General features: G+C 36.7%; 19 protein-coding genes. 7 read left to right on the top strand and 12 right to left on the bottom strand.

Annotated elements, in window-relative coordinates; all coding sequences use genetic code 11:
* Nucleotides 1–7: 7 nt before the first annotated feature.
* Nucleotides 8–214: a helix-turn-helix transcriptional regulator gene (locus HME7025_RS10155; RefSeq protein ID WP_109323591.1), complete on the bottom strand. Its 207-nt coding sequence runs from the start codon at nt 212–214 to the stop codon at nt 8–10.
* Nucleotides 215–410: 196 nt separating this feature from the next.
* On the opposite strand from HME7025_RS10155, the gene HME7025_RS10150 reads away from it, so the two are divergent.
* Together HME7025_RS10150 and HME7025_RS10145 are read left to right on the top strand one after the other, a co-directional pair.
* Entirely contained in the window at nt 411–2786 is a 2376-nt protein-coding gene (locus HME7025_RS10150) for a TonB-dependent receptor (protein ID WP_109323589.1), read from the top strand.
* A gap of 1 nt (nt 2787) precedes the next feature.
* Nucleotides 2788–3708 carry a DUF4249 domain-containing protein gene (locus tag HME7025_RS10145; protein WP_109323584.1) on the top strand — a complete coding sequence of 307 codons (921 nt, stop codon included), beginning with the start codon at nt 2788–2790 and terminating at the stop codon, nt 3706–3708.
* Here HME7025_RS10145 and porT read toward each other — a convergent pair whose 3' ends face one another.
* The 4 genes from porT to HME7025_RS10125 all read right to left on the bottom strand — a co-directional run bounded on the left by porT (nt 3709) and on the right by HME7025_RS10125 (nt 7316).
* Nucleotides 3709–4380 carry a type IX secretion/gliding motility protein PorT/SprT gene (gene porT / locus HME7025_RS10140; protein WP_109323583.1) on the bottom strand — a complete coding sequence of 224 codons (672 nt, stop codon included), beginning with the start codon at nt 4378–4380 and terminating at the stop codon, nt 3709–3711.
* A 3-nt stretch (nt 4381–4383) separates the two neighbouring features.
* The gene (gene ubiE / locus HME7025_RS10135) at nt 4384–5109 is read right to left on the bottom strand and encodes a bifunctional demethylmenaquinone methyltransferase/2-methoxy-6-polyprenyl-1,4-benzoquinol methylase UbiE (RefSeq protein ID WP_109323582.1); all 726 of its coding nucleotides are present in this window, start codon (nt 5107–5109) and stop codon (nt 4384–4386) included.
* A gap of 72 nt (nt 5110–5181) precedes the next feature.
* Complete coding sequence (locus tag HME7025_RS10130; protein ID WP_109323581.1) at nt 5182–6108, bottom strand: AEC family transporter; 927 nt, start codon at nt 6106–6108, stop codon at nt 5182–5184.
* Nucleotides 6105–7316, bottom strand: a complete 1212-nt coding sequence (locus HME7025_RS10125) for a sensor histidine kinase (RefSeq protein ID WP_109323575.1) — start codon at nt 7314–7316, stop codon at nt 6105–6107. The genes HME7025_RS10130 and HME7025_RS10125 overlap by 4 nt, the downstream gene beginning before the upstream one ends.
* Nucleotides 7317–7457: 141 nt before the next feature.
* Between HME7025_RS10125 and HME7025_RS10120 the strand changes: the two genes are divergently transcribed.
* The 3 genes from HME7025_RS10120 to HME7025_RS10110 all read left to right on the top strand — a co-directional run bounded on the left by HME7025_RS10120 (nt 7458) and on the right by HME7025_RS10110 (nt 11030).
* On the top strand, nt 7458–7799 hold the full coding sequence (locus HME7025_RS10120; RefSeq protein WP_109323570.1) for a PadR family transcriptional regulator: 342 nt from the start codon (nt 7458–7460) through the stop codon (nt 7797–7799).
* A gap of 12 nt (nt 7800–7811) precedes the next feature.
* Complete coding sequence (locus tag HME7025_RS10115; protein WP_109323569.1) at nt 7812–10247, top strand: PspC domain-containing protein; 2436 nt, start codon at nt 7812–7814, stop codon at nt 10245–10247.
* A gap of 66 nt (nt 10248–10313) precedes the next feature.
* Nucleotides 10314–11030, top strand: coding sequence for a head GIN domain-containing protein (locus tag HME7025_RS10110; RefSeq protein WP_109323568.1), 717 nt, complete (start codon nt 10314–10316; stop codon nt 11028–11030).
* On the opposite strand, the gene HME7025_RS10105 is transcribed toward HME7025_RS10110, so the two are convergent.
* Entirely contained in the window at nt 11027–11635 is a 609-nt protein-coding gene (locus HME7025_RS10105; protein ID WP_161956235.1) for a DUF1684 domain-containing protein, read from the bottom strand. The two genes, HME7025_RS10110 and HME7025_RS10105, sit on opposite strands and share 4 nt — an antisense overlap.
* A gap of 49 nt (nt 11636–11684) precedes the next feature.
* Here HME7025_RS10105 and HME7025_RS10100 point away from each other — a divergent pair, with 49 nt between their 5' ends.
* The gene (locus tag HME7025_RS10100; RefSeq protein ID WP_109325391.1) at nt 11685–12272 is read left to right on the top strand and encodes a riboflavin synthase; all 588 of its coding nucleotides are present in this window, start codon (nt 11685–11687) and stop codon (nt 12270–12272) included.
* Here HME7025_RS10100 and argH read toward each other — a convergent pair.
* The 5 genes from argH to HME7025_RS10075 all read right to left on the bottom strand — a co-directional run bounded on the left by argH (nt 12258) and on the right by HME7025_RS10075 (nt 17104).
* Nucleotides 12258–13601: an argininosuccinate lyase gene (gene argH / locus HME7025_RS10095; protein ID WP_109323567.1), complete on the bottom strand. Its 1344-nt coding sequence runs from the start codon at nt 13599–13601 to the stop codon at nt 12258–12260. The genes HME7025_RS10100 and argH overlap by 15 nt on opposite strands.
* Before the next feature lie 5 nt (nt 13602–13606).
* Complete coding sequence (locus HME7025_RS10090; protein WP_109323566.1) at nt 13607–14695, bottom strand: M20 family metallo-hydrolase; 1089 nt, start codon at nt 14693–14695, stop codon at nt 13607–13609.
* Nucleotides 14696–15481 (bottom strand): acetylglutamate kinase, encoded by a 786-nt coding sequence (gene argB / locus HME7025_RS10085; RefSeq protein ID WP_109323555.1) that lies wholly within the window; start codon nt 15479–15481, stop codon nt 14696–14698.
* 4 nt (nt 15482–15485) lie between these two features.
* Nucleotides 15486–16460, bottom strand: coding sequence for a Rossmann-fold NAD(P)-binding domain-containing protein (locus HME7025_RS10080; RefSeq protein WP_109323553.1), 975 nt, complete (start codon nt 16458–16460; stop codon nt 15486–15488).
* Between the two features lie 83 nt (nt 16461–16543).
* Nucleotides 16544–17104 (bottom strand): GNAT family N-acetyltransferase, encoded by a 561-nt coding sequence (locus tag HME7025_RS10075; RefSeq protein WP_109323549.1) that lies wholly within the window; start codon nt 17102–17104, stop codon nt 16544–16546.
* A 142-nt stretch (nt 17105–17246) separates the two neighbouring features.
* Here HME7025_RS10075 and HME7025_RS10070 point away from each other — a divergent pair, with 142 nt between their 5' ends.
* Nucleotides 17247–19865, top strand: a complete 2619-nt coding sequence (locus HME7025_RS10070) for a TonB-dependent receptor domain-containing protein (RefSeq protein ID WP_109323547.1) — start codon at nt 17247–17249, stop codon at nt 19863–19865.
* Between the two features lie 95 nt (nt 19866–19960).
* Here the strand turns inward: HME7025_RS10070 and HME7025_RS10065 are convergent, their stop codons facing one another.
* Complete coding sequence (locus tag HME7025_RS10065) at nt 19961–20935, bottom strand: polyprenyl synthetase family protein (protein ID WP_109323546.1); 975 nt, start codon at nt 20933–20935, stop codon at nt 19961–19963.
* Nucleotides 20936–20949: the final 14 nt, after the last annotated feature.

The raw sequence follows: 20949 nt of genomic DNA, 5'->3' as shown, positions 1-20949 counted from the left end.
AAATTGATTAAGGTTTAGAGGCTATGACAATTAAATCTAGTTCCAGTATATCGAACAATCGAAGAATGGTTTTAATGGCTGGGTTTCCTTTTCCCAATTCAATGGAATGGATTGTTTTAATGGCAACTCCGCTTTTTTCACTCAATTCGTCTTGGTTTAGTCGAAGTGCGCTTCTTTTTTCTCGGATGATTTCGCCAAAAACTTTCAAGTCCATCGTTTTTCTCTTGATTGTGATGTAAAAGTAGTACAAAAAATTAAAATAAAAATAAATCGGTAATATGTTACTGATTTATTTTTAAAAATTAAATATGGTCAAATTTTCAGATTATAAGTTTTTGAAACTTTATTGTCACATTGTAAGTTTATCTTTGTGTCAATCATTATACTCAAGTGTTCAATAATCTAAATCAATGAAATTTCGACATCTCATTATTATCATATTTAGTCTGTTTTACAGCACTATATATGCACAAAAAGCTACTTTAAGCGGATATATCAAAGACAGTTCCAATGGAGAAGGATTGATAGGTGCTAATGTTTACGTCAAAGAGCTCAAAGTAGGAAATCAGAGTAATACCTATGGTTTTTATAGTTTAACACTTGCTCCAGGTGAATATACCTTGGTTTTTTCTTACACTGGGTATGAGCGAGTGGAGAAGAAAATTGTGTTTTCTAATCAGGGCCAACAGTTTTCAGTTGAGTTGAAGCCTGCTGATAGCGAATTAGCTGAGGTCAAAGTTACGGCCAAGGCAGTGGATGAAAATGTGAAGAGTATCGAGATGTCAGTCAATAAGATTGATATAAAAACCATCAAAAGGATTCCAGCATTATTAGGGGAAGTAGACTTAGTTAGAGCCATTCAATTATTACCTGGGGTTAGCACCGTAGGAGAAGGGGCATCAGGATTCAATGTTCGGGGTGGTGGAGTAGATCAAAATCTAGTTTTGATGGATGATGCACCAGTGTACAATTCTTCACACTTATTTGGCTTCTTTTCTGTCTTTAATCCTGATGCGGTAAAGGACGTTAAGTTGTTTAAAGGAGGTATTCCTGCCCAATATGGCGGTCGAGTTTCGTCGATCTTGGACGTTAAAATGAAAGAAGGAAACACAAAAAAATTAGAAGTGAATGGTGGAATTGGGGTGATTTTTTCTCGACTTTCCATAGAAGCACCTTTAATTAAGGACAAAGCATCTTTTATAGTGGCTGCCCGAAGATCCTATATTGATATATTGGCTAAGCCATTTCTGACAGGTAATAATGCAAATGCCCAATTTAATTTTTATGATTTGACGGCTAAGGTCAATTATAACATCAATTCTAAAAATACCGTGTTTTTGTCGGGTTATTTTGGTCGAGATGTTTTTGGAACAGGTTTTGGTTTTAACTGGGGTAATGGGACATTATCAGCTCGATGGAATCACGTCTTTTCTAATAAGTTATTTTTAAATGCCACCAGTTTTTATAGTAATTATGATTACTTGTTGGATTCTGACTTACAAAATAAACGTCCAAATGATTCCTTTCGTTGGACTTCCAATATCGTTAATTTGAGTTTCAAGCCTGATTTTACCTATTATATCACTCCTGATAATACATTGACTTTTGGAGGTCAGATTCTATCGTATGAATTTAAACCAGGTCAGGCAGTTGCTTCATCCATTGGAGAGAAGCGTGAGTTTGGTCAAGCTAATAAAAGAGGACTGGAAACTTCTTTTTATGTAGGAAATGAATTGAAGATTTCACCTCAATTTTCAGCGCAATATGGCTTACGTTATTCACATTATGATTACCAAAGTTTAGATGGAGAATATTATAATCGGATAGCTGTTCCTATGTCAGCGCAAAATCCATCGGGATATGTTTTGCAGATTAATAAAGTAAATTCAGATCAGGTTATTGCTTCATATGGAAATTTTGAGCCTCGTTTGGCATTGAATTTAACATTGAATGAGGCGTCGTCTTTCAAAGCAAGCTTTAACCGTTTGTCGCAATATGTTCATTTAATGTCCAATACAGCAGCATCGACTCCTTTAGATGTATGGACGAGCTCTACCAATAATATTAAGCCACAAATTGCCGATCAAGTAGCTTTGGGATTTTTTAAGAACTATGGAGAAGGCGGTAATGATTATGAGGCTTCGGTAGAGGTCTATTATAAAAAAATGCAAAATCAGATTGATTATGCTGACCGAGCAAACTTGTTTTTAAATCCTTATTTCGAGAAAGACTTATTATTTGGAGATGGTCGAGCCTATGGTTTAGAAGTATTTGTTAAGAAAAATGTAGGCAAACTAACAGGCTGGTTGAGTTATACTTTGGCTAGAACAGAGCGTAAGATTGAGGGAATTAATAATAACGAATGGTATACAAGTCGTTATGACCGCACACACACCTTAAATTTGATTGGGCAATATGCCTTAAATGAAAAATGGTCATTGGGAGCCAATTTTGCTTACATCACAGGGGTGCCTTATTCAATTCCAGTTCAAAAATATGTTTACGAAGGTATTGCCTATCCACAAACTATACCTGGCACAAGAGGTAATATTCGAGTACCTGATTACCATCGATTAGATGTATCTGCTACCAAGAAAAACAAAAAAGGCCTGTTTGGAAAAGGCACATCAGAATGGGTATTCTCCGTATATAACTTATACAATCGGAAAAATCCTTTTTCAGTTTATACTCGACCGAATGAAACAAATTCAGCTCAAACGGAGGCAGTACAATTGTCGATTATTGGGTCATTTGTTCCAGCAGTAACCTATAACTTCTCGTTCTAACATGAAAAACACAGCTATTTATATTTTAAGTATCCTTTTTATCACATTACTAAGTTCTTGTGAGGATATCGTACAATTAGAAAGTCCTAAATCCAATAACTACCTCGTGGTTGAAGCCACATTGACCAACTTAGCAGGGCCTCAAAAAATCATGCTTTCTAAATCTCAAGCCTATTTTGATAATACAGTAAGTCCAAAAATTAGTGGGGCAGAGGTAAAAGTTCGAGATAACATGGGTCAAGAATATGTGTTTGTGGAGCAAAAAGATCAGGCGGGTACCTATGTTTGGCAACCTAAAGCTGCTACAGACATATTAGGTAAGATGGGAATGACTTATCAATTATCCATCAACTGGTCCAATGAGCTATTTACTGCTTCAGCTACGATGAGGCGAGTACCTACGATAGATTCTTTATTATATCAATTTGATGAGGCTTCGGGTCGACAAAGAGGAGACAATAAACCAAAAGAGGGATATGATGCTCAATTCTTTGCCAAAGACTTTTTAGGTTTGGGAGATTGCTATCGAGTTAAAACCTATAAAAATGGCAAGCTATATAATGACCCGTCTAATATATCTGTTATCTATGATGGGGCGTTCCAACAAGGAGCAGCATCTGATGGTCTGACATTTAATCTTCCTATTCGTAGATCCATTTCTCCAGAATTGTATTTGGAAAATGATTTAATTAAGGTTGAGTTATATTCTATTTCTCAGGATCAATTCAACTTTTATTCTCAGGCTCGACTAGAATTAAATAATGCAGGTTTATTTTCTAGGCCTGCAGCTAATATTCCTACGAATATTCAGAACCTAAATGCTAATTCCTCCTTACAAGGGGCTGGATGGTTTGGTGTTTCTGCCGTTAGTGTTTTTGAAACGAAAGTTGATCCTAAATTGGCAAGAAAGGGATTAAAGTAATTATTCGAAATTAATGTATAAGGTTACATTATGAGTGTTTAATCTACTAACCTTGAAATAGGGATTGGTAGAAATGGAAGGTGCTGAATATAAGTTGGCTATTCCATGTGAAAATCTGATTTCCGGGGTGAATTTGAAGTATTTGAAAAATCCTTCAAATCCGAAACCATATTCCAAAGCGAAATCTACGGTTTGAGCACTTAAAGCAGCACTATTCTTTTTTACGTTGGCTTCGACACCAAATTTGGAGCCCGCTAAGACATACATTCGATGATTCATTCTACGAATGGATTTATATTTCAATAAAACGGGGATTTCAAACCAAGTAGATTCTCTCGCTATATTGATAGGTTCCGCTGGTTTAGGCTGGGTGAAGGTAATTTCTCGGTCATATAGGGCAATATTGATTCCAGATTTTAATTCGAGAAATGGGTTAAATGAATAATTGGCTAGACCTCCAATTTGAAATCCAAAATTTCTAGGCGAAATACTAGGTGCTAATTTTGGATCAGCCTCCATACTAAAATTACTCGAGCTTAATCCGAAAAGGAAACCAAAGTGAACTCTCTTATCATCATAGAATTCATTGTTTATTCGAATGTATTTGTTCCCTTGGGCCAAAGAGTGAAAGCCAACTAGGCTAAAAACAATAAGAATCAATAGCTTTTTCAAATCCTATTTTGATTTTTGACCTAAATAAATGGAACAAATGCCGCCTGTCATGGGTATCCATTGAGTATCGACATATCCAACACGTTGATAAATATCTAAAAAGTTTTGACCATCTGGAAAGGCTTGAACTGATTCTGGTAAATAAGTATATGCTGCTGGATCCTTGGAAATCAATCTGCCCAATATTGGAAGAATAAATTTGGAATAGATGGCATACAATTGTTTCATGGGGAATTTTCTTGGGTTAGAAAATTCAAGAATCAAGCAATATCCTCCAGGTTTCAACACACGTAACATATCACTCAAGCCCTTCTCTAGGTTTTCGTAATTTCGAACACCAAAACTCACGGTTATAGCATCAAAGCTTTGATCCGAAAAGGGTAGCTTTTCAGAATCTCCTAATTGCAATTGTATTTTATCTTGTAATCCCAGTCTTTTTATTTTCTCGATTCCCACATCCAACATACCTTGTGAAATATCAACCCCTGTGATTTTTTCAGGCTGTATCCTTAAGGCTTCGATGGCAAAATCACCTGTGCCTGTTGCAATATCCAATAGTGATTTTATCCCTTTGTTTTTTAGCAAGTTAATCGCTTTTTTTCTCCAAATAATGTCGATTCCACCACTAAGTAAATGATTTAAGAAATCATATTTGGGTGAAATGGAATTGAACATTTCTGCAACTTGTTCCTTTTTTCCTTGCGATTGATTTTTGTAGGGTACTACCATTTTTGAATAATTGCTTTAACTCCAAACGTAAATTAGGGGCATTTGTTTCTGCAAATTACCAAAATTATTTGGTTAGGCAGTAGCCATTTGGAATACAGCTACCAATATCCACATGAGTGCAAAACTGATTAGCATGGAAAAATTAACCAATGCACCTGCGATAGAGGTATCAAAGTTTAGTTCATCCGAATAAGTAATTAGTGTCATGCCTACAGGAAGTATGATGCAGATTAACATCATATTTCTAAAATGAGCATCAAAGGGGAGGCTATAAAATAAAAGTAAGCCTATGGATAGGCCTAATAAATAGCGAATACCAAGTACTTGAAATACTTTCAAGAATGATTTTTTTGGGAGTCTTACACTGAAATAAATACCCATTAATAGTAATACTAAAGGCTTGTTTCCTTGTGCAATGGTATCCACAATGTTAGTTAAAAAAAATGGTAGGGGAATTTCAAGTAGGTTGACCAATAATCCAATCACCATGGCTTGAAAAGGGAAAAGCGACATAATACGTTTAAATACGTGCTTCCACATATTTCCTTTTTTGGCTTTAGCTGAGAAATAGTTCCCCATGCCATAGGTTAATATGAAATTGATAAATGAATTACCAATATCAAACATGGCGGCATATGTTAATCCTTTCCACCCCCAAATTCCTTCGATCAATGGATATGCAAACAATCCAAGGTTATAACCTGAGCACCCCATCGTTAAGATTCCTCGATACTCAGGGCCTTCTTTTTTGAAAATCTGAAATCCAACAAAGGAACAAAGTATGGCAAAGGCAATGCAAATGAAAGGGAGCCACAATAATTCAGAAGTGAATTGGACCTTGATCATTGTCGAGAATACCAAGGCAGGAAAAGTGGTATGCATTAAAAACTTTGAAATCTTTTTGGCATCATCTGTTGTGACAAATCCCAAGCTTTTTAGCACGTAGCCAATGGAAATGACAACTAAGGCAGAACCAAAAACAAAATTGGGGGAATTCATGCGTGGATGGGAGGCTTAGGCAAGGAAATACGAAAAGTACTCCCTTTGTTGATTTCTGTGGATTTTAAAATGAGTTTTCCTTCATGATAATTCTCTACGATTCTTTTGGCCAATGTAAGTCCCAATCCCCAACCTCTTTTCTTGGTGCTAAATCCAGGAGAAAATATTTTGGACATATTCTTATTAGAAATCCCTTTTCCAGTATCAGAAATATCGATATATATCAAATTGTTTTTCCCCTCTGAAAGAATAATTTGAATGGATCCACTTCCACTCATGGCATCTACACCGTTTTTACAAATGTTTTCTATCACCCATTCAAATAAATAACGATTGACTTTTGCTACCTGGTCAGGGGCTAACATACTAATGATTTCAATGTGTACTTTACTAGAAATTCGATTCTTTAAGTACTGTAAGAAGGTAGTGATTAGCTCTTCTAAATTCTCTTCTTTTAAAATAGGTGCTGAGCCAATATTAGAAAAACGAGTGGTAATAGTCTCAAGACGTTGAATATCCTTCGATAATTCAATGACAATATTCGGATCAATACTAGGCTCATTCCTTAGAATTTCAACCCATGCTGTTAGTGAAGAAAGCGGGGTACCTAATTGATGTGCCGTTTCTTTCGCTAAACCTACCCACACCCGATTTTGCTCTGCTCTTCTGGAATAGGAGAAAAAGATGTATCCAAGGAATCCAATGATCAATACAACCAGTAATTGAGAAAGGGGGTAGTATCTTAATAATTTTAGTAGTTTGGAATTCCCATAATAGATGTATTCTTTCTGAAAACCCATATCCATTTCGATGGGCTTATTGTTTTCTGAAATTATTTCAGTCAGTTTTTGCTTAAGAATAACTTGCTTAGCCTCGGTAGAAAGCTGACTTGGCATGGGGATATTGATGGAGTTTAAATGCCCAGAACCATCTTTCCATATAACGGGTATGGTATTGTTTTCATTGATTTTTTTAATTCTTTCAAAAAAGAAATTGATATCCGCATTCTCATCACTCGTCATTACGTAACGAATGGTCTCTGCATATAATTCGATTTGCTGTTTTTCTCTTTCCTCTAATTTAGTCACTAAACCATCTGTAAAGTAGAGTGAAAAGCCTGCCATAAAAACGCAAACTGCAAAAAAAGCCACCTTAAGCCATGTATCGCGGTTGTAAAAGGCTAGAGGTAAGGAGACTTCTTTGAACATGGGGATATTTTTCGAACCTAAAAAAGGCTATTCATCACAAAATAGTCACCGTTTATCCAAAAATCAAAAAAAAGTTTCTAAGGTACTATGTAATGCAAAGTACCTTACGTAGTTTTGTATCACATTAAAACACAGAAACCGATGGATATTGAAAATGCCAAGGTGCAGATGAGGAAAGGAATTTTGGAATTCTGTATTCTGCAGATTATTTCGCGAGGCGAGGTGTACGCATCCAACATGTTGGAAGAATTAACCTCAGCAAAAATCATGGTAGTGGAGGGAACCTTATACCCTCTTTTAACTCGACTAAAAAATGCCGGGTTTTTAGATTATAAATGGGTGGAATCTTCCTCAGGCCCACCACGTAAGTATTACGTATTAACAGAAAAAGGAGGAGAATTTTTAGAAGAACTTCATTTAACATGGGATGAGTTACAAGGATCAGTACTTCAAATAACCAATCCCACCACCCCCAATTCATAAATCTATCATTGTATGAAAAAGACCCTTTCAATTAATATCGCAGGGATTATCTTCCATATCGAGGAAGATGCGTTTGCCACATTGGATGCTTATATTAAATCCATCCATGCTTACTTCGAGAATTTCGAAGGTTCAAAAGAGATTATTGCTGACATTGAAGCAAGAATTGCAGAGAAATTCTGGGGCATTCGGGAAGACGAAAAAACAGAGGCCATTTCATTAGAGCATGTCAATGCCTTAATTGCTTCTTTAGGAACTGTAGCTGATTTTCAGGCTTTAGAAAGCGAAGAAGATAAGAAAGAAAATAGCTCATCTCAGGCTCATTCAACTCATTCAGAAAAGTCTATTCCTCATCAAAAAATATTTCGACGTGATTTGTCAAGGAAAATGATTGGTGGTGTGGCATCAGGTTTGGCTCGTTATTTACATGCTGATCCAATTTGGGTACGTTTATGTATGATCGTAGGTTTCTTTGGACTGATCCCATTATTTCATGTAGCTAATGTGATCTTCTGGGCTTATGTTATCTGCTGGATCGCTATCCCTGGTGAAATCAATTTAGAAGAGGATAAATCCTTCCGCAAATTTTACCGTGATCCTGAAAAGAAAGTAATTGGTGGTGTTATCTCCGGATTTGCTGCCTACACAGGATGGGATTTAGGTCTATTACGTGTGTTAGCTGTTTTATCTGTTTTGTTTTTTGGAACAGGAATTGTAGCCTATCTGGTGATATTAATTATAGCACCAGAGGCTAAAACCCTGACCGATAAAATGGAAATGACGGGTGAACCTATCACCCTTGAAAATATTGAAAACAACATTAAAAAGAACTTCCAAAAGGAAGATGAGGCTGAAGAAAGTGCTTTGACTCGTATATTATTAGTTCCATTTCGATTAATTGCTGCATTCTTTGGAGCATTTAAGGGCTTTTTTATTGCTCTTCGTTGGATAGTTCAAATAGCATTTGGTATCATTTTAACTGCATTTGGTTTAGGTAGTATCATTGCCTTAATTACGTTTTCTTCAGTTGGATTCTCAGGATTAGATCATGGTCAAGTTCAAATTGCCTTTGGTGAAGCTATTCCTTTGTATTTATTAGCCAATGATTTGCCTTCATGGACTTATTTAGCTTTTATCGCTGCCATTCTTCCAATTTTGGTATCTATTATTATCTCTGGAGTGTCCTTATTAGCCAACCGTAAATTTTATAATAGAACATATAAATACATCGCTACTACTTTGTGCATTATTGGATGGGTTGGTTTATTTGTAGCCTTACCTACCGTTGGAAGAAATTTTTCAAGAACAGCTTCTATTAATCAAGTTAAAGACATTAGTATTCCTTCCAAGCCATTTGTATTTGATATCAAAAAGGAATCTCAAGAATCAATTTGGGAAAAAATGTTAGGTAGCAGAGAATTGGTGGATGAGATCTTGGATGATGAAGATATGCATGATTATAACCGAGAAGGATTTACTCGGACACAAATCACCATCGAAGGATATTCTGGTACGACCATTCAAGTTATTGAATTTTCGAAATCAAACGGGAAGGACCGTTTAGATGCAGAGAAAAATGCCAGAAGCATTAAATACGACTATTCTATTCAAAATGATAAAATCACATTTGACAGTCATTTTGGAATTACGAATCAAAAGTTTAGAAACCAACGTATGCGAGTGAAGGTGTTGATTCCTTTTGGTCAAAGCTTTGGTATGACGCGTGATTTTGCATCCTATATTGAAAATGAAATTCATGGAGGTTACTTCAACGACAGCACTGGTGACTTATTTGTGGGTTCGTTGTGGAATTTTACACCTGAAAAAGGCTTGACATGTATTAACAGAGAACCGATTGAAGATAGGGAAGAGTCTTTCCATGAGGATCGTTCTTCTTCGGATGAAGTAGGTGTAAATTTCTCTATCAGTAAAGATTTGGAGAACTTTCAAAGCATCGAAGCCTTAAATACAGAAGGTGCTAGCATTCGAATTGTTCCTGGTGATAAATATGTAATTCGTTTTGAAGGAAATGATAAGCCAAGTTTTGTAACAGAAGCCAAAGTGTTCAATGGGGTATTGAAATTGGACAAAGTTCAATCAGGCGTTCAGATTGAAATACAATCTCCTAAGCTTTCTAAAGTAGAATTGGGAGGAAATGCCAGAACAGAAATCAAAGGGTTTAATCAGGCTAAATTAGAAGTGGTTTTACATAATTTCCATAGTGTCAATATCGACGGAACTACGGATTTATTGATTGCTTCATCTGATCAAAACTCGGAACTAATTGCTCCTAATTTGGTTGCTCAAAAGGCCATTGTTTCCCTAAAAGATCAATCTAAAATGGATTTGCAAGTGATTAAGAGTATTACTGGTAACAAATCCATGGATGCTAATTTGAGCTATCCAACGATGTCCAATCTACAAGTAAATATTAAAACACAAAAATAATAGGAGGATCATGCAACCTTTTGATCTTTCGTTTCATCTTCTCTACATTCCAAATTAATAACAATTATGAAAACAAAATTCAATTTATTCATTTTCCTGGGAGCATTATTTATGTCCATCGTGGCATTCGCATCTCCAGAAGATTATTCTAAAAAGTTTAAAGTATCCGGTTTTCAAAACTTAGATTTAGGTCATGCTTTTGAAATTAAAGTAAGCAAAGGAAGTGCATTTTCTTTGGCAGCATATGGACGTCAAGAAGACGTAGATGATTTAGAAGTAGACATCGATGGGAATACCTTGAAGGTTTCTTATAAAGACCGCAATTGGGGTTTTAACTGGGGTAAGAATCGTAAAAGAATCCGTTTGGTCATCACCATGCCTCGTTTAGCCAATGCTGAATTTTCAGGTGCTTGTCGTGTTGATGTAGATGGATTTTCCAATGAAGAACAAATGAGTTTTGTATTTAGTGGAGCATCTAGAGGACAATTAAATCAAATTAATGCTGATAAATTAAATGTGGATTTATCAGGAGCTTCTCATTTGAATATTAGTGGACATGCTGGCAAATTAAATGTAGATGCTTCAGGTGCAAGTCACTTGGATGGTACTAATTTGATGGCCCGTGATACAGATGTAGAGGCTAGTGGAGCAAGTCATGTTAGTATTCAAAGCCAAAAGACTTTACGTGTTGACGCTTCTGGAGCATCTAAAGTTTCGTATAAAGGTGTCCCTAATATCAGCAAAGACCTGTCAGGAGCAGCATCCATTAATCAAGTAAACTAGTTTTTTTCTCCAGCGGGTATCCTAAAATTTAGTTGGTTACTCGCTGGCGGAACAGGACAAGCATATTCCGGATTGTAAGCACAAAAAGGAAAATAAGCCAAATTAAAATCCGCCTTAAGTATTTTACCGTTTAGATTTATTAGGGGTATATCTAAGTACCTACCGCCTCCATAAGTTTCTGTGGGGGCGGTTTTGTCTTTAAAAGGAAGGAAAAAATCACCATTATCATGTTGATATAATTTCAAACGAACCACTTGTCCGTTTATCTGGGCTTTAATATCTCCTATATAAAGTATATCTTCTTGGGTGCCATCACTCATGGGCAAAGCAATTTTATCTACTTTATTATTTTTTTCTAATTCAAAATCTATTTGCCAAGCACTAGAAAAAGGGAAATAAGTAAGACCTTTAAATGTTTCTTTATTTTTGATCGGTGAATCCTCTTGCTCTTTCATCGAAATGTCTTTTTCTTTTCGATGTTTTAAGACTGCCAAAGAATCTTCTTGGGTTTTACTTATGCTAACCGCATTATTTTTTGGTAGACTTATGATCACTAAGGCTATAGCCCCTAGAACAAGAATCAAAATCCATTTATTGAATTTCATAAGATTGGGTGTAATTTTGAATTTAAGCAAAAATATAAAATATAATTCGATGTTTACAGGCATTGTGGAGGCCATGGGTACCCTCGAAGATAAATTGGTTCAAGGAACCAATATCGACTTTTGGTTTAGCTCACCATTTACTGATGAACTAAAGATAGATCAATCTTTGGCTCATAATGGAGTTTGTTTAACTGTTGTCGAAATCAAGGATCATCAATACCGTGTAACTGCCATTGAAGAGACTCTCAACAAGACCAATTTAGGAGCATTAAAATTAGGGCAAAAAGTTAATCTAGAGCGCTGCTTAGCAGCAACAGGTCGATTTGATGGACACATTGTTCAAGGCCATGTTGACACGAAAGGAGTCTGCACTCAAATCATTTCTAAAGATGGCTCTTGGGAATATTATTTTGAATATCCACAGTCTAAAGAACATATCACGGTAAGCAAAGGCTCAATTTGTGTTAATGGAACTAGCCTAACTGTTGTTCATTCAGGTCAATATGATTTTTCTGTTGCCATTATTCCATATACCTATGAACATACTGTCTTTCATCAATTGAAAGTAGGAGATTCTGTCAATTTGGAATTTGATATTGTTGGAAAATATGTTCAAAAAATGCTAGCTAGCAATTAATCGAGCAATGGCTTGATTAACCTTTTCAAATCCAAATCGTTGGTAAGCTACATCTTTTTGAGCTTGAATTTGATCCAGACCTAAGTTGCCGATACTACCTAAATGGGTATGATTTAGGTTTCTTTGACTACCATCAAACTGTTTTTCTTCAATCATTTTTCCTACTTGTTGGTAGGCTTCACGGAATGGGATACCTTGTACTACCAAGCGATTCACTTCTTCTACGCTAAACAGCAAGTCATATTTATCATGATTTAATAAATCTGATTTCACTTTCATGTGCTCAACTAGGTAGTGGGTAATTTCCAAACCATCTATAATTTCCTCAATGGCTGGCATTAACAATTCTTTCGTTAATTGAAACTCGCGATGATAGCCTGAGGGTAAATTACTAGTCAATAAGTGTAACTGATTAGGAAGTGCTTTCAGTTTATTGGCTTTACCTCTTAATAATTCTGCTACATCAGGATTCTTTTTATGCGGCATGATGGAACTTCCTGTAGTAAGGGAATCAGGTAATTCAATGAATCCAAAATTTTGTGAGTTGTATAGACAAACATCCATGGCCAATTTACTCAACGTACTAGCAATTTGACTAATGGCTGTTAATAAATAAAACTCGGTTTTACCACGAGATAATTGGGCATTGACCACATTCACATGTGGACTTTCAAAGCCTAATAAATCTGTTGTTAGTTGGCGATCTAATGGAAATGAGGAGCCATATCCAGCACCAGAACCCAGTGGGTTTTTATTGGCTAAACGAAAAGCGGCTTCTAATAATTCTACATCTTCCACAAAGCTTTCTGCATAGGCGCCAAACCATAAACCAAAAGAAGATGGCATGGCGATTTGTAAATGCGTATATCCAGGAAGGAGATCTTTTTTATGAGCTTCACTTTTGATAAGCAGTAGATTGAAAAGTTTCTCAACCGCTTCCGCAATTTCTTGGATTTCAGCCCGCATGAATAATTTTAAATCCACTAACACTTGATCGTTTCTAGAACGGCCAGCATGAATTTTTTTACCTAAATCACCCAGTTTCTTTGTAAGTAAATATTCGATTTGAGAGTGTACATCCTCCATGCCAGATTCAATTTCAAATTCACCTGCTTCGATGGAAGCTAAAATGACTTTCAATTCCTGACATAATGGACTAAGTTCTTCCTTTTTTAAAAGGCCAACTTCCGCCAACATGGTAATATGAGCTAAAGAGCCCAATACATCGTAACGTGCCAATTGCAAATCATAAATTGGATCATTTCCAATCGTAAATTTTTCAATTTTAGCATCTGTAGTCTGATTTGCTTTTTGCCAAAGTTTTGCCACGTTTCTTATGATTTATGTTGGTATTGGATAATCGATTGTGTTAATAATTGTTGATAGGTCTGAATCCCTTGTTTGATTTCATCTAAGTAAATGAATTCATCAGCCGTATGAGATCTGCCTGAATGCCCTGGTCCGATTTTCACGGAAGGACATGTCAACAAGGATTGATCAGAGAGGGTGGGAGACCCAAAAGTACTTAACCCTAAAGCTTTGGCTGCTAGACAAATCACATGATTTTCATCGATACGACTTGGTTGTAAGCGAATGGATCTGGGAATTAAGTCAGAGCTTAGTTCTTGTTTTAATATGTCAAGGACTTCTTCTAAAGTATAGCATTCATTCACTCGGCAATCAATGCTGAATTCACAGGTATCTGGAATGACATTATGTTGTTTACCCGCGTTAATGATAGTGACAGTGGTTTTAACAGGTCCTAATACAGGGGATACTTTTTCAAATTGGAAGTTTTCAATTTTTTGGATATCCTTCATCGCAACGTAAATTGCATTAATTCCTTCGTTTCTAGCGGCATGGCCAGCTTTTCCATGAGCTACAGCATCGATGACCATAAGTCCTTTTTCTGCTGTGGCCATTTGGCAATCTGTAGGTTCTCCAACAATAGCCCAATCGATTTTTGGAAAATTAGGAGATTGAAGAAGGGCTTCGATCCCATTTTTTCCTGAAATCTCTTCTTCGGCTGTGGCTGCCAATACCAAATTGAAAGGCAAGTTTTCTTGTGCGTAGAATGAACAAAATGTTTGAATTAGACATACTAAACTAGCTCCCGCGTCATTGGAACCTAAGCCAATGAGTTTTCCATCTATTTCTGTAGCAGTCCAAGGGTCAAATGTCCAGGAAGCATTTGCCTTGACGGTATCGTGGTGAGAGTTTAATAAAACACTCGGTTTACTTGGGTCGAAATGAGCATTTTTTGCCCAAATATTATTTAGGAATTGTTCGGATTTGATGCCCTTGTTTTCGAAAAAATCATGGATAATTTTAGCCGTACCAGCTTCTTCTTTACTCAAGGAAGGACAGGCAATCAGTTGAGTAATTAATAATTTGGCCTCTAAAAAATCCGATTCTTTATACATCTATGCTGTTATTCTAGTGCCACCTTCCTGGATTAATACTTGACTTGCATGGCAGAGTTTAACAGTATTAACACCCTGAGAAATGGCTTTTATGGCATTTTCTAATTTTGGAATCATCCCAGCTGTGACAATTCCACCTTCCTTCAATGCTAAAAATGAAGATTGATTGATGTGTGGAATGACAGAATAGTCATCGTCTGGATTACTTAAAACCCCATTTTTTTCGAAGCAATACGTTAAGGTCACTTCGAAAAACTCGCTTAGTGCTATAGCAATAGCTTGCGCCATTGTATCAGCATTCGTATTCAATAAATGGCCCTCTTTATCTGCAGTAATGGGAGCAAATATGGGGTAATATCCCTGATTGATGAATCCATTTAATGCTTTGCCATTGACTTGTTCAATATCTCCCACCCAGCCATAATCTATTGGAGAAGGATTTCTTTTTTTACTAATTACCAATCCTGCATCTGGTCCTGTAAATCCAATGGCATTTTTCTGTTTGGATTGCAGTTGGGCTACCATAGTTTTATTAATCCATCCTGCATATACCATCGTTACAATCCGTAAACTTGCTGTATCAGTGACACGTCGCCCTTCAATCATTTGACTGGTAATACCTAATTCTTTAGCCATTTCAGTGGCAATTTTACCACCTCCGTGTACTAAGACAAAGGGCTCTTTTATGCTGGCAATATCCTGTAAAAATGCTTCTAACAAGGGTGGATTGTCGATGACATTCCCACCAATTTTAATGACCTGAAGCTTAGGTAGATTGACACTCATAAGGTTAAAATAAGTAAGGACTTTCTTTTTTGGCAAGGGATAAAAGCATCTCTTTTAGCACTGTTTGAGCGGCCCAAACACGATTGCCGGCCTGTTGGATTACAACGGAATGATCTGAATCTAATACGGCATCTTCCACCACTACATTTCTGCGAACAGGTAAACAATGCATGAATTTGGCATCATTAGTTAATTTCATTTTATCCATAGTGACCATCCAGGCAGGGTCTGAGTTAAGGATTTTACCATAATCTTCGTAGGAAGACCAGTTTTTGGCATAGATAAAATCGGCACCTTCAAAGGCTTCTTTAGGATCATAACAAATGTTGGCATTTCCACTAAACTCTGGAGCTAATTCATAACCTTTGGGATGAGCAATGGTAAAGTCAACATCAGCGTGATTCATCCATTCTGCAAAGGAATTAGGTACACATTGAGGTAGGGCTTTGACGTGAGGAGCCCAAGTTAGGACAACTTTCGGGCGGGCCGTTTTTTTATATTCTTGTATGGTAATTAAATCTGTTAAAGACTGTAAAGGATGTCTTGTTGCCGATTCTAAACTTAAAATAGGTCTTCCTGTATATTTGATGAATTGATTGAGAACCAATTCAGAGTAATCTTCTTCCCGATTGACTAAACTTGGAAAACTTCTGAGGCCTACAATATCGCAATATTGACCAATCACGGCAGCAGCTTCAGACACGTGCTCTGCTTTGTCGCCATTCATAATAACACCTTCATTCATCTCTAATTGCCAGGAATCAGCACCAACGTTCATCACCATAACGTTCATTCCCAAGTTTTGGGCTGCTTTTTGGGTTGATAATCGGGTACGTAAGCTGGAATTAAAGAACAATAATCCGATGGTTTTATTTTTACCAATGAAACAATCGGAGTAGGGAGCTCTTTTCATTAAAAGGGCTTCATTGACCAATTGAGGAATGTTGTAAGCGTCATGGATGGAAGTGAAATGATGCATATGATTGGGTCCTTAGGGACTTTAGGCATTTATAATTCAGTAAAATTACCGAAAATTGCTTGAAAGGAAATAAAATAGGAGAATTAAGTTCTGGAGGATTGAATTGGGCGTTTCCAGGTAAATACTTCCATGCCTTTAGGTTGTTGAAGTGTTTTTTGTCCAGTTTGAAGAAACCCATTTTTTAATAAGACCGATTGAGATGATAAGTTATCAATGGGAGTTTCAGCGATGAGGTATTGGAGATCCTTATCTTGGCTAGCCCATTCAATTAAGTATTGTAATGCTTCACTGGCATAGCCCAGTCCCCTAAATTTTTTATCTAAGCAATAACCGACTTCTGTAAAACCTTGATCGTTAGGTAAACCAGCTAGACCTATTCCCCCTATAGAACAGGACTTTTCTAAAAGAACTATTTCCCAATTTGTGTACCAAATAAAATCGAAGGGAAATTTTTTTGTCATGGGAAGCCAATAGTCTTGTAAGGCCATTTGAGTTTCCTCTTGAAAAAATGCTTCTATTTCCCAGGTATTATGTTGTAAACCTATTTGAATTTCTAGGGCATCACGTCCTTGTTCTGCCCAAGTCGTCAATAATGAATGGTCCAGCGGAATTAATTGTAAACGTGGTGTTTTGATAGCAATCATGTTTTATCGACGTTTTGCATCTTTGAAATTGACCTACAAATTATGACTATTGGTCGCAAAAAAGAAATTACTCAAAGGAATTACCTCAGATTTGCATTCGATTTTAATAGTTTAAAATCAATTAGCCAATACAAAAAAAACTATGAAAAAATTATTCGCTCTTATCGCCTTAGTAGTGTGTGCTATGCAGGTCAATGCTCAAGTTCCTGGTGGAGCTGGTGCGCCTGCACGAAGAGAAGCGGCGGCTCCAGTAGCAGCTGCCCCTAAAGGTTCAGCCAAAATTGTGGGTTATGCCTTAGATTCAACGGACAACAAACCTGTTGAATTTGCATCTGTTGCTTTAATTAACAAAGCGACGAATCGTCCAGTGGATGGAACAGTGGCTGATCAAGTAGGTAAATTTACGATGACTAAAGTGGCTGTAGGTAGCTATAAAATTGTTATTTCTTTCTTGGGTTATGAAAGCAAAACTATTTTTATAGATGTCACTGCCAAAAAAGATGACCATGATTTAGGGGTTATCAAAATGCAGTCTTCTACTAAAATGTTACAAGAAGTAACTGTAGAGGGTCAAAGAGCCATGATTGAAGAAAGAGTGGATCGTACAGTATATAATGCTGAGCGTGATCAAACTAATCGTGGTGGTGATGCAACTGATGTATTAAAAAAGGTGCCGATGTTATCTGTTGATTTAGATGGTAATCCTTCGCTCCGTGGTTCTACTAATATTAAAGTGTTGATTAACAACAAGCCATCTTCTATTATGGCATCCAATGTGGCTGATGCTTTGAAGCAAATTCCAGCAGACATGATTAAAACGGTTGAGGTTATTACATCTCCGTCTGCGAAATATGATGCAGAAGGTTCAGCTGGTATCATTAACATTGTTACTAAAAAGAACACCTTACAGGGTTTGACTTTAGGCTTTGATTCAAGTGTAGGAGTTAGAGGTTCAAATATGTCTTTGAATGGTAATTTCCGTAATAAGACCTGGGGAATGTCATTAGGAGGATTTGGTCGTTCTCAATACAACGTCACTGGAAAGTTTGAAAACACACAAACTACAAAAAATCAAGGTGTAGAAACTGTTAACGTTCAGACAGCGGAAAGCAGAACCAATAACTTATTTGGAAATTATCAAATTGGTTTTGATTGGGATATTAATAAACATAATTCCATAACTGCATCATCTAGATTTGGAGTAAGAAATGGTAATAGTTACCAAGATAACTTATCCCAAATTCGTAATGGCTTAGTTACAAGCTTAAGAAATACGAATTCTTCTGATTTGTCAGGCAACGTAGATTTGAATATTGATTATTCTCACACCTACGATACGCCACAAAAAGAGTTCAGTATTTTGTCGATGTATAGCCGCAGTAATCGTACTAGTGATTTCTATAATGATATCATGAATCCGAACGCAACGATGAGTCAAATCATGAGTTCTATTAAAAACGAGAACTTGGCATATAATGAAGAGGCAACATTTCAATTGGATTATCAAACTCCAATCTTGAAAAATCAAATGATCGAATTTGGAGGAAAAGGTATTTTGAGAAATGCTTCTTCTGATTACAAATCATTTATTAATCCAACAGGAAATAATCCTACTGGATATAATCAGGTGAACTTAGCGACATTACCGACCAACGTTTTTGATTATAATCAAAACATTTGGGGTACTTATGCATCTTATACCTTAACCACTAAAAATAAATGGAGTGTAAAAGCAGGAGCTCGTTATGAGCATACTGATATTACAGCTAGTTTCTTGAAAAAGGAAGGACAGAACTTGACGATTCCTCCCTATGGAGTAATTGTTCCAAGTTTCAATATGTCTAAAACATTTAAATCAGGAACTTGGAGATTTAGTTACAATAAACGTATTCAACGTCCATCGGTTCAATTCTTGAATCCAAACGTGAATGCGACTAACCCATTGAACATCTCAACAGGTAATCCTAATTTGGCACCAGAGTATACCAATAACTTTGAAATTGGTTACAGTAAGTACATTAAGTCATTCTACATTTCATCAGCAGTATTTATTAGAAACACAACAGGAGCTATTAACCAAATTCGTGAAGTTATTGGTGATACCGTTAAGACTCGTTCGGTGAATATCGGAAATGAGGATGCTTATGGGTTGAACTTGAATATCAACGCGAATTTGACTAATCGCTTGATGATTGGTGGTGGAGCAGATTTCTCTTATTTGAAATTGGCTAATAATGTACCAGATCCTTTATTGAATGCTAAGAATGAAGGTATGGTATCTAACTTCCGTATTTTCGGTAACTATAATTTAGGCGGAGGATGGGGAGCTCAATTGTTCTCATTCTATCGTGCTAATGAGATTCAATTGCAAGGTAAGCGTGGAGGATTTGGAATCTATAGTTTGAGTTTCAAAAAGGATTTCAAAAACAAAAAGGGAAGTATTGGCTTTGGAGCAGAGAACTTCTTCACTTCAGCTATGATTATTCGTAGTGAGACGGTAACGCCTGTTATTACACAAGTGGGTTACAATACCATGCGTAATATGAACTTTAAGGTGAATTTCTCTTACCGTATTGGTAAAATGAGTTTTGCAGGAACTAAGAGAAAGAAATCTGTAAATAATGACGATCAGAAAGATGGAGGAGGAGATGCTACACCACAACCAGTTCAAGCTCAGCCAATGGGAATGCCAGGTGGCGGTGGAGGAAGAATGGGCGGCGGCGGAGGCGGCGGTGGAATGGGTGGCGGTGGCCCGAGATAGATTTTGTTTTAAAGTAGTTTAGTGCTTAAAGCTGGAAACCGATGGTTTCCAGCTTTTTTTGTGCTCGCGAAATTAAGTTAATTTATCGGAACAGGCTATTTATTTCTTTCGATGGTATATCCCAGCAGATCATGCAAAGAGTTCCGGTAAGTGGATTCTGGGAATTTATTTAGGATTTCTCGGGCCTCCTGAGCAAACTCATGCATACGTTGTGTAGCATATTCTAAACCGCCAGTATTTTTGACAAATTCAATGACTTCACGAACGCTTTGAGGGTTTTCTGAGTCATTTTTGATTAAATGAATGATTCTTTTTTTGGTACTCAAATTGGTATGTTGTAAAGAATAAATCAATGGCAAAGTCATTTTCTTCTCTTTGATATCGATTCCTAATGGCTTACCAATTTCAGCATCACCATAATCAAAAAGGTCATCTTTTATTTGGAAAGCTACCCCAACACGGTCACCAAAATCTCTAGCTATCTGGATATATTCCTCGCTGGCACCTACTGATTGTACACCTACGGCACAACAAGCCGAAATGAGCGTAGCCGTTTTTTTGCGAATAATATCAAAATAGATGTCTTCCGTAATGTCGAGTTTTCGAGCTTTTTCAATTTGAAGTAATTCTCCTTCCGACATCTCTCTTACAGCGGTAGAAACGGATTTCAATAAATCGAAATCATCATTCTCAATGGAAAGTAATAAACCTTTGGACAATAAATAATCGCCTACTAAAACGGCTATTTTATTTTTCCAAATGGCATTGATGGAGAAAAAGCCTCGACGGTAATTGGAGTCGTCGACTACATCATCATGTACGAGAGTAGCCGTATGTAATAATTCAATTAGAGCAGCCCCACGATGCGTTTTTTCATTAATTTCACCCATTACCCCCGCAGAAAGGAACACGAACATCGGTCGCATTTGCTTTCCTTTGCGTTGAATGATGTAATTCATGATGGTATCCAAAAGCATAACTTTGGACCGCATGAATTGGCGAAACTTGCCTTCGAAAGCTTTCATCGGTTCCGCTATGGGTACTTGAATGGATGAAAGCGAATAGGACATATTATAAAGAGAAG

Origin of the sequence: Aquirufa nivalisilvae, from assembly GCF_003143535.1 — a bacterium.
Classification (GTDB): domain Bacteria; phylum Bacteroidota; class Bacteroidia; order Cytophagales; family Spirosomataceae; genus Aquirufa; species Aquirufa nivalisilvae.
This window is presented reverse-complemented; position numbering and strand designations above follow the sequence as displayed.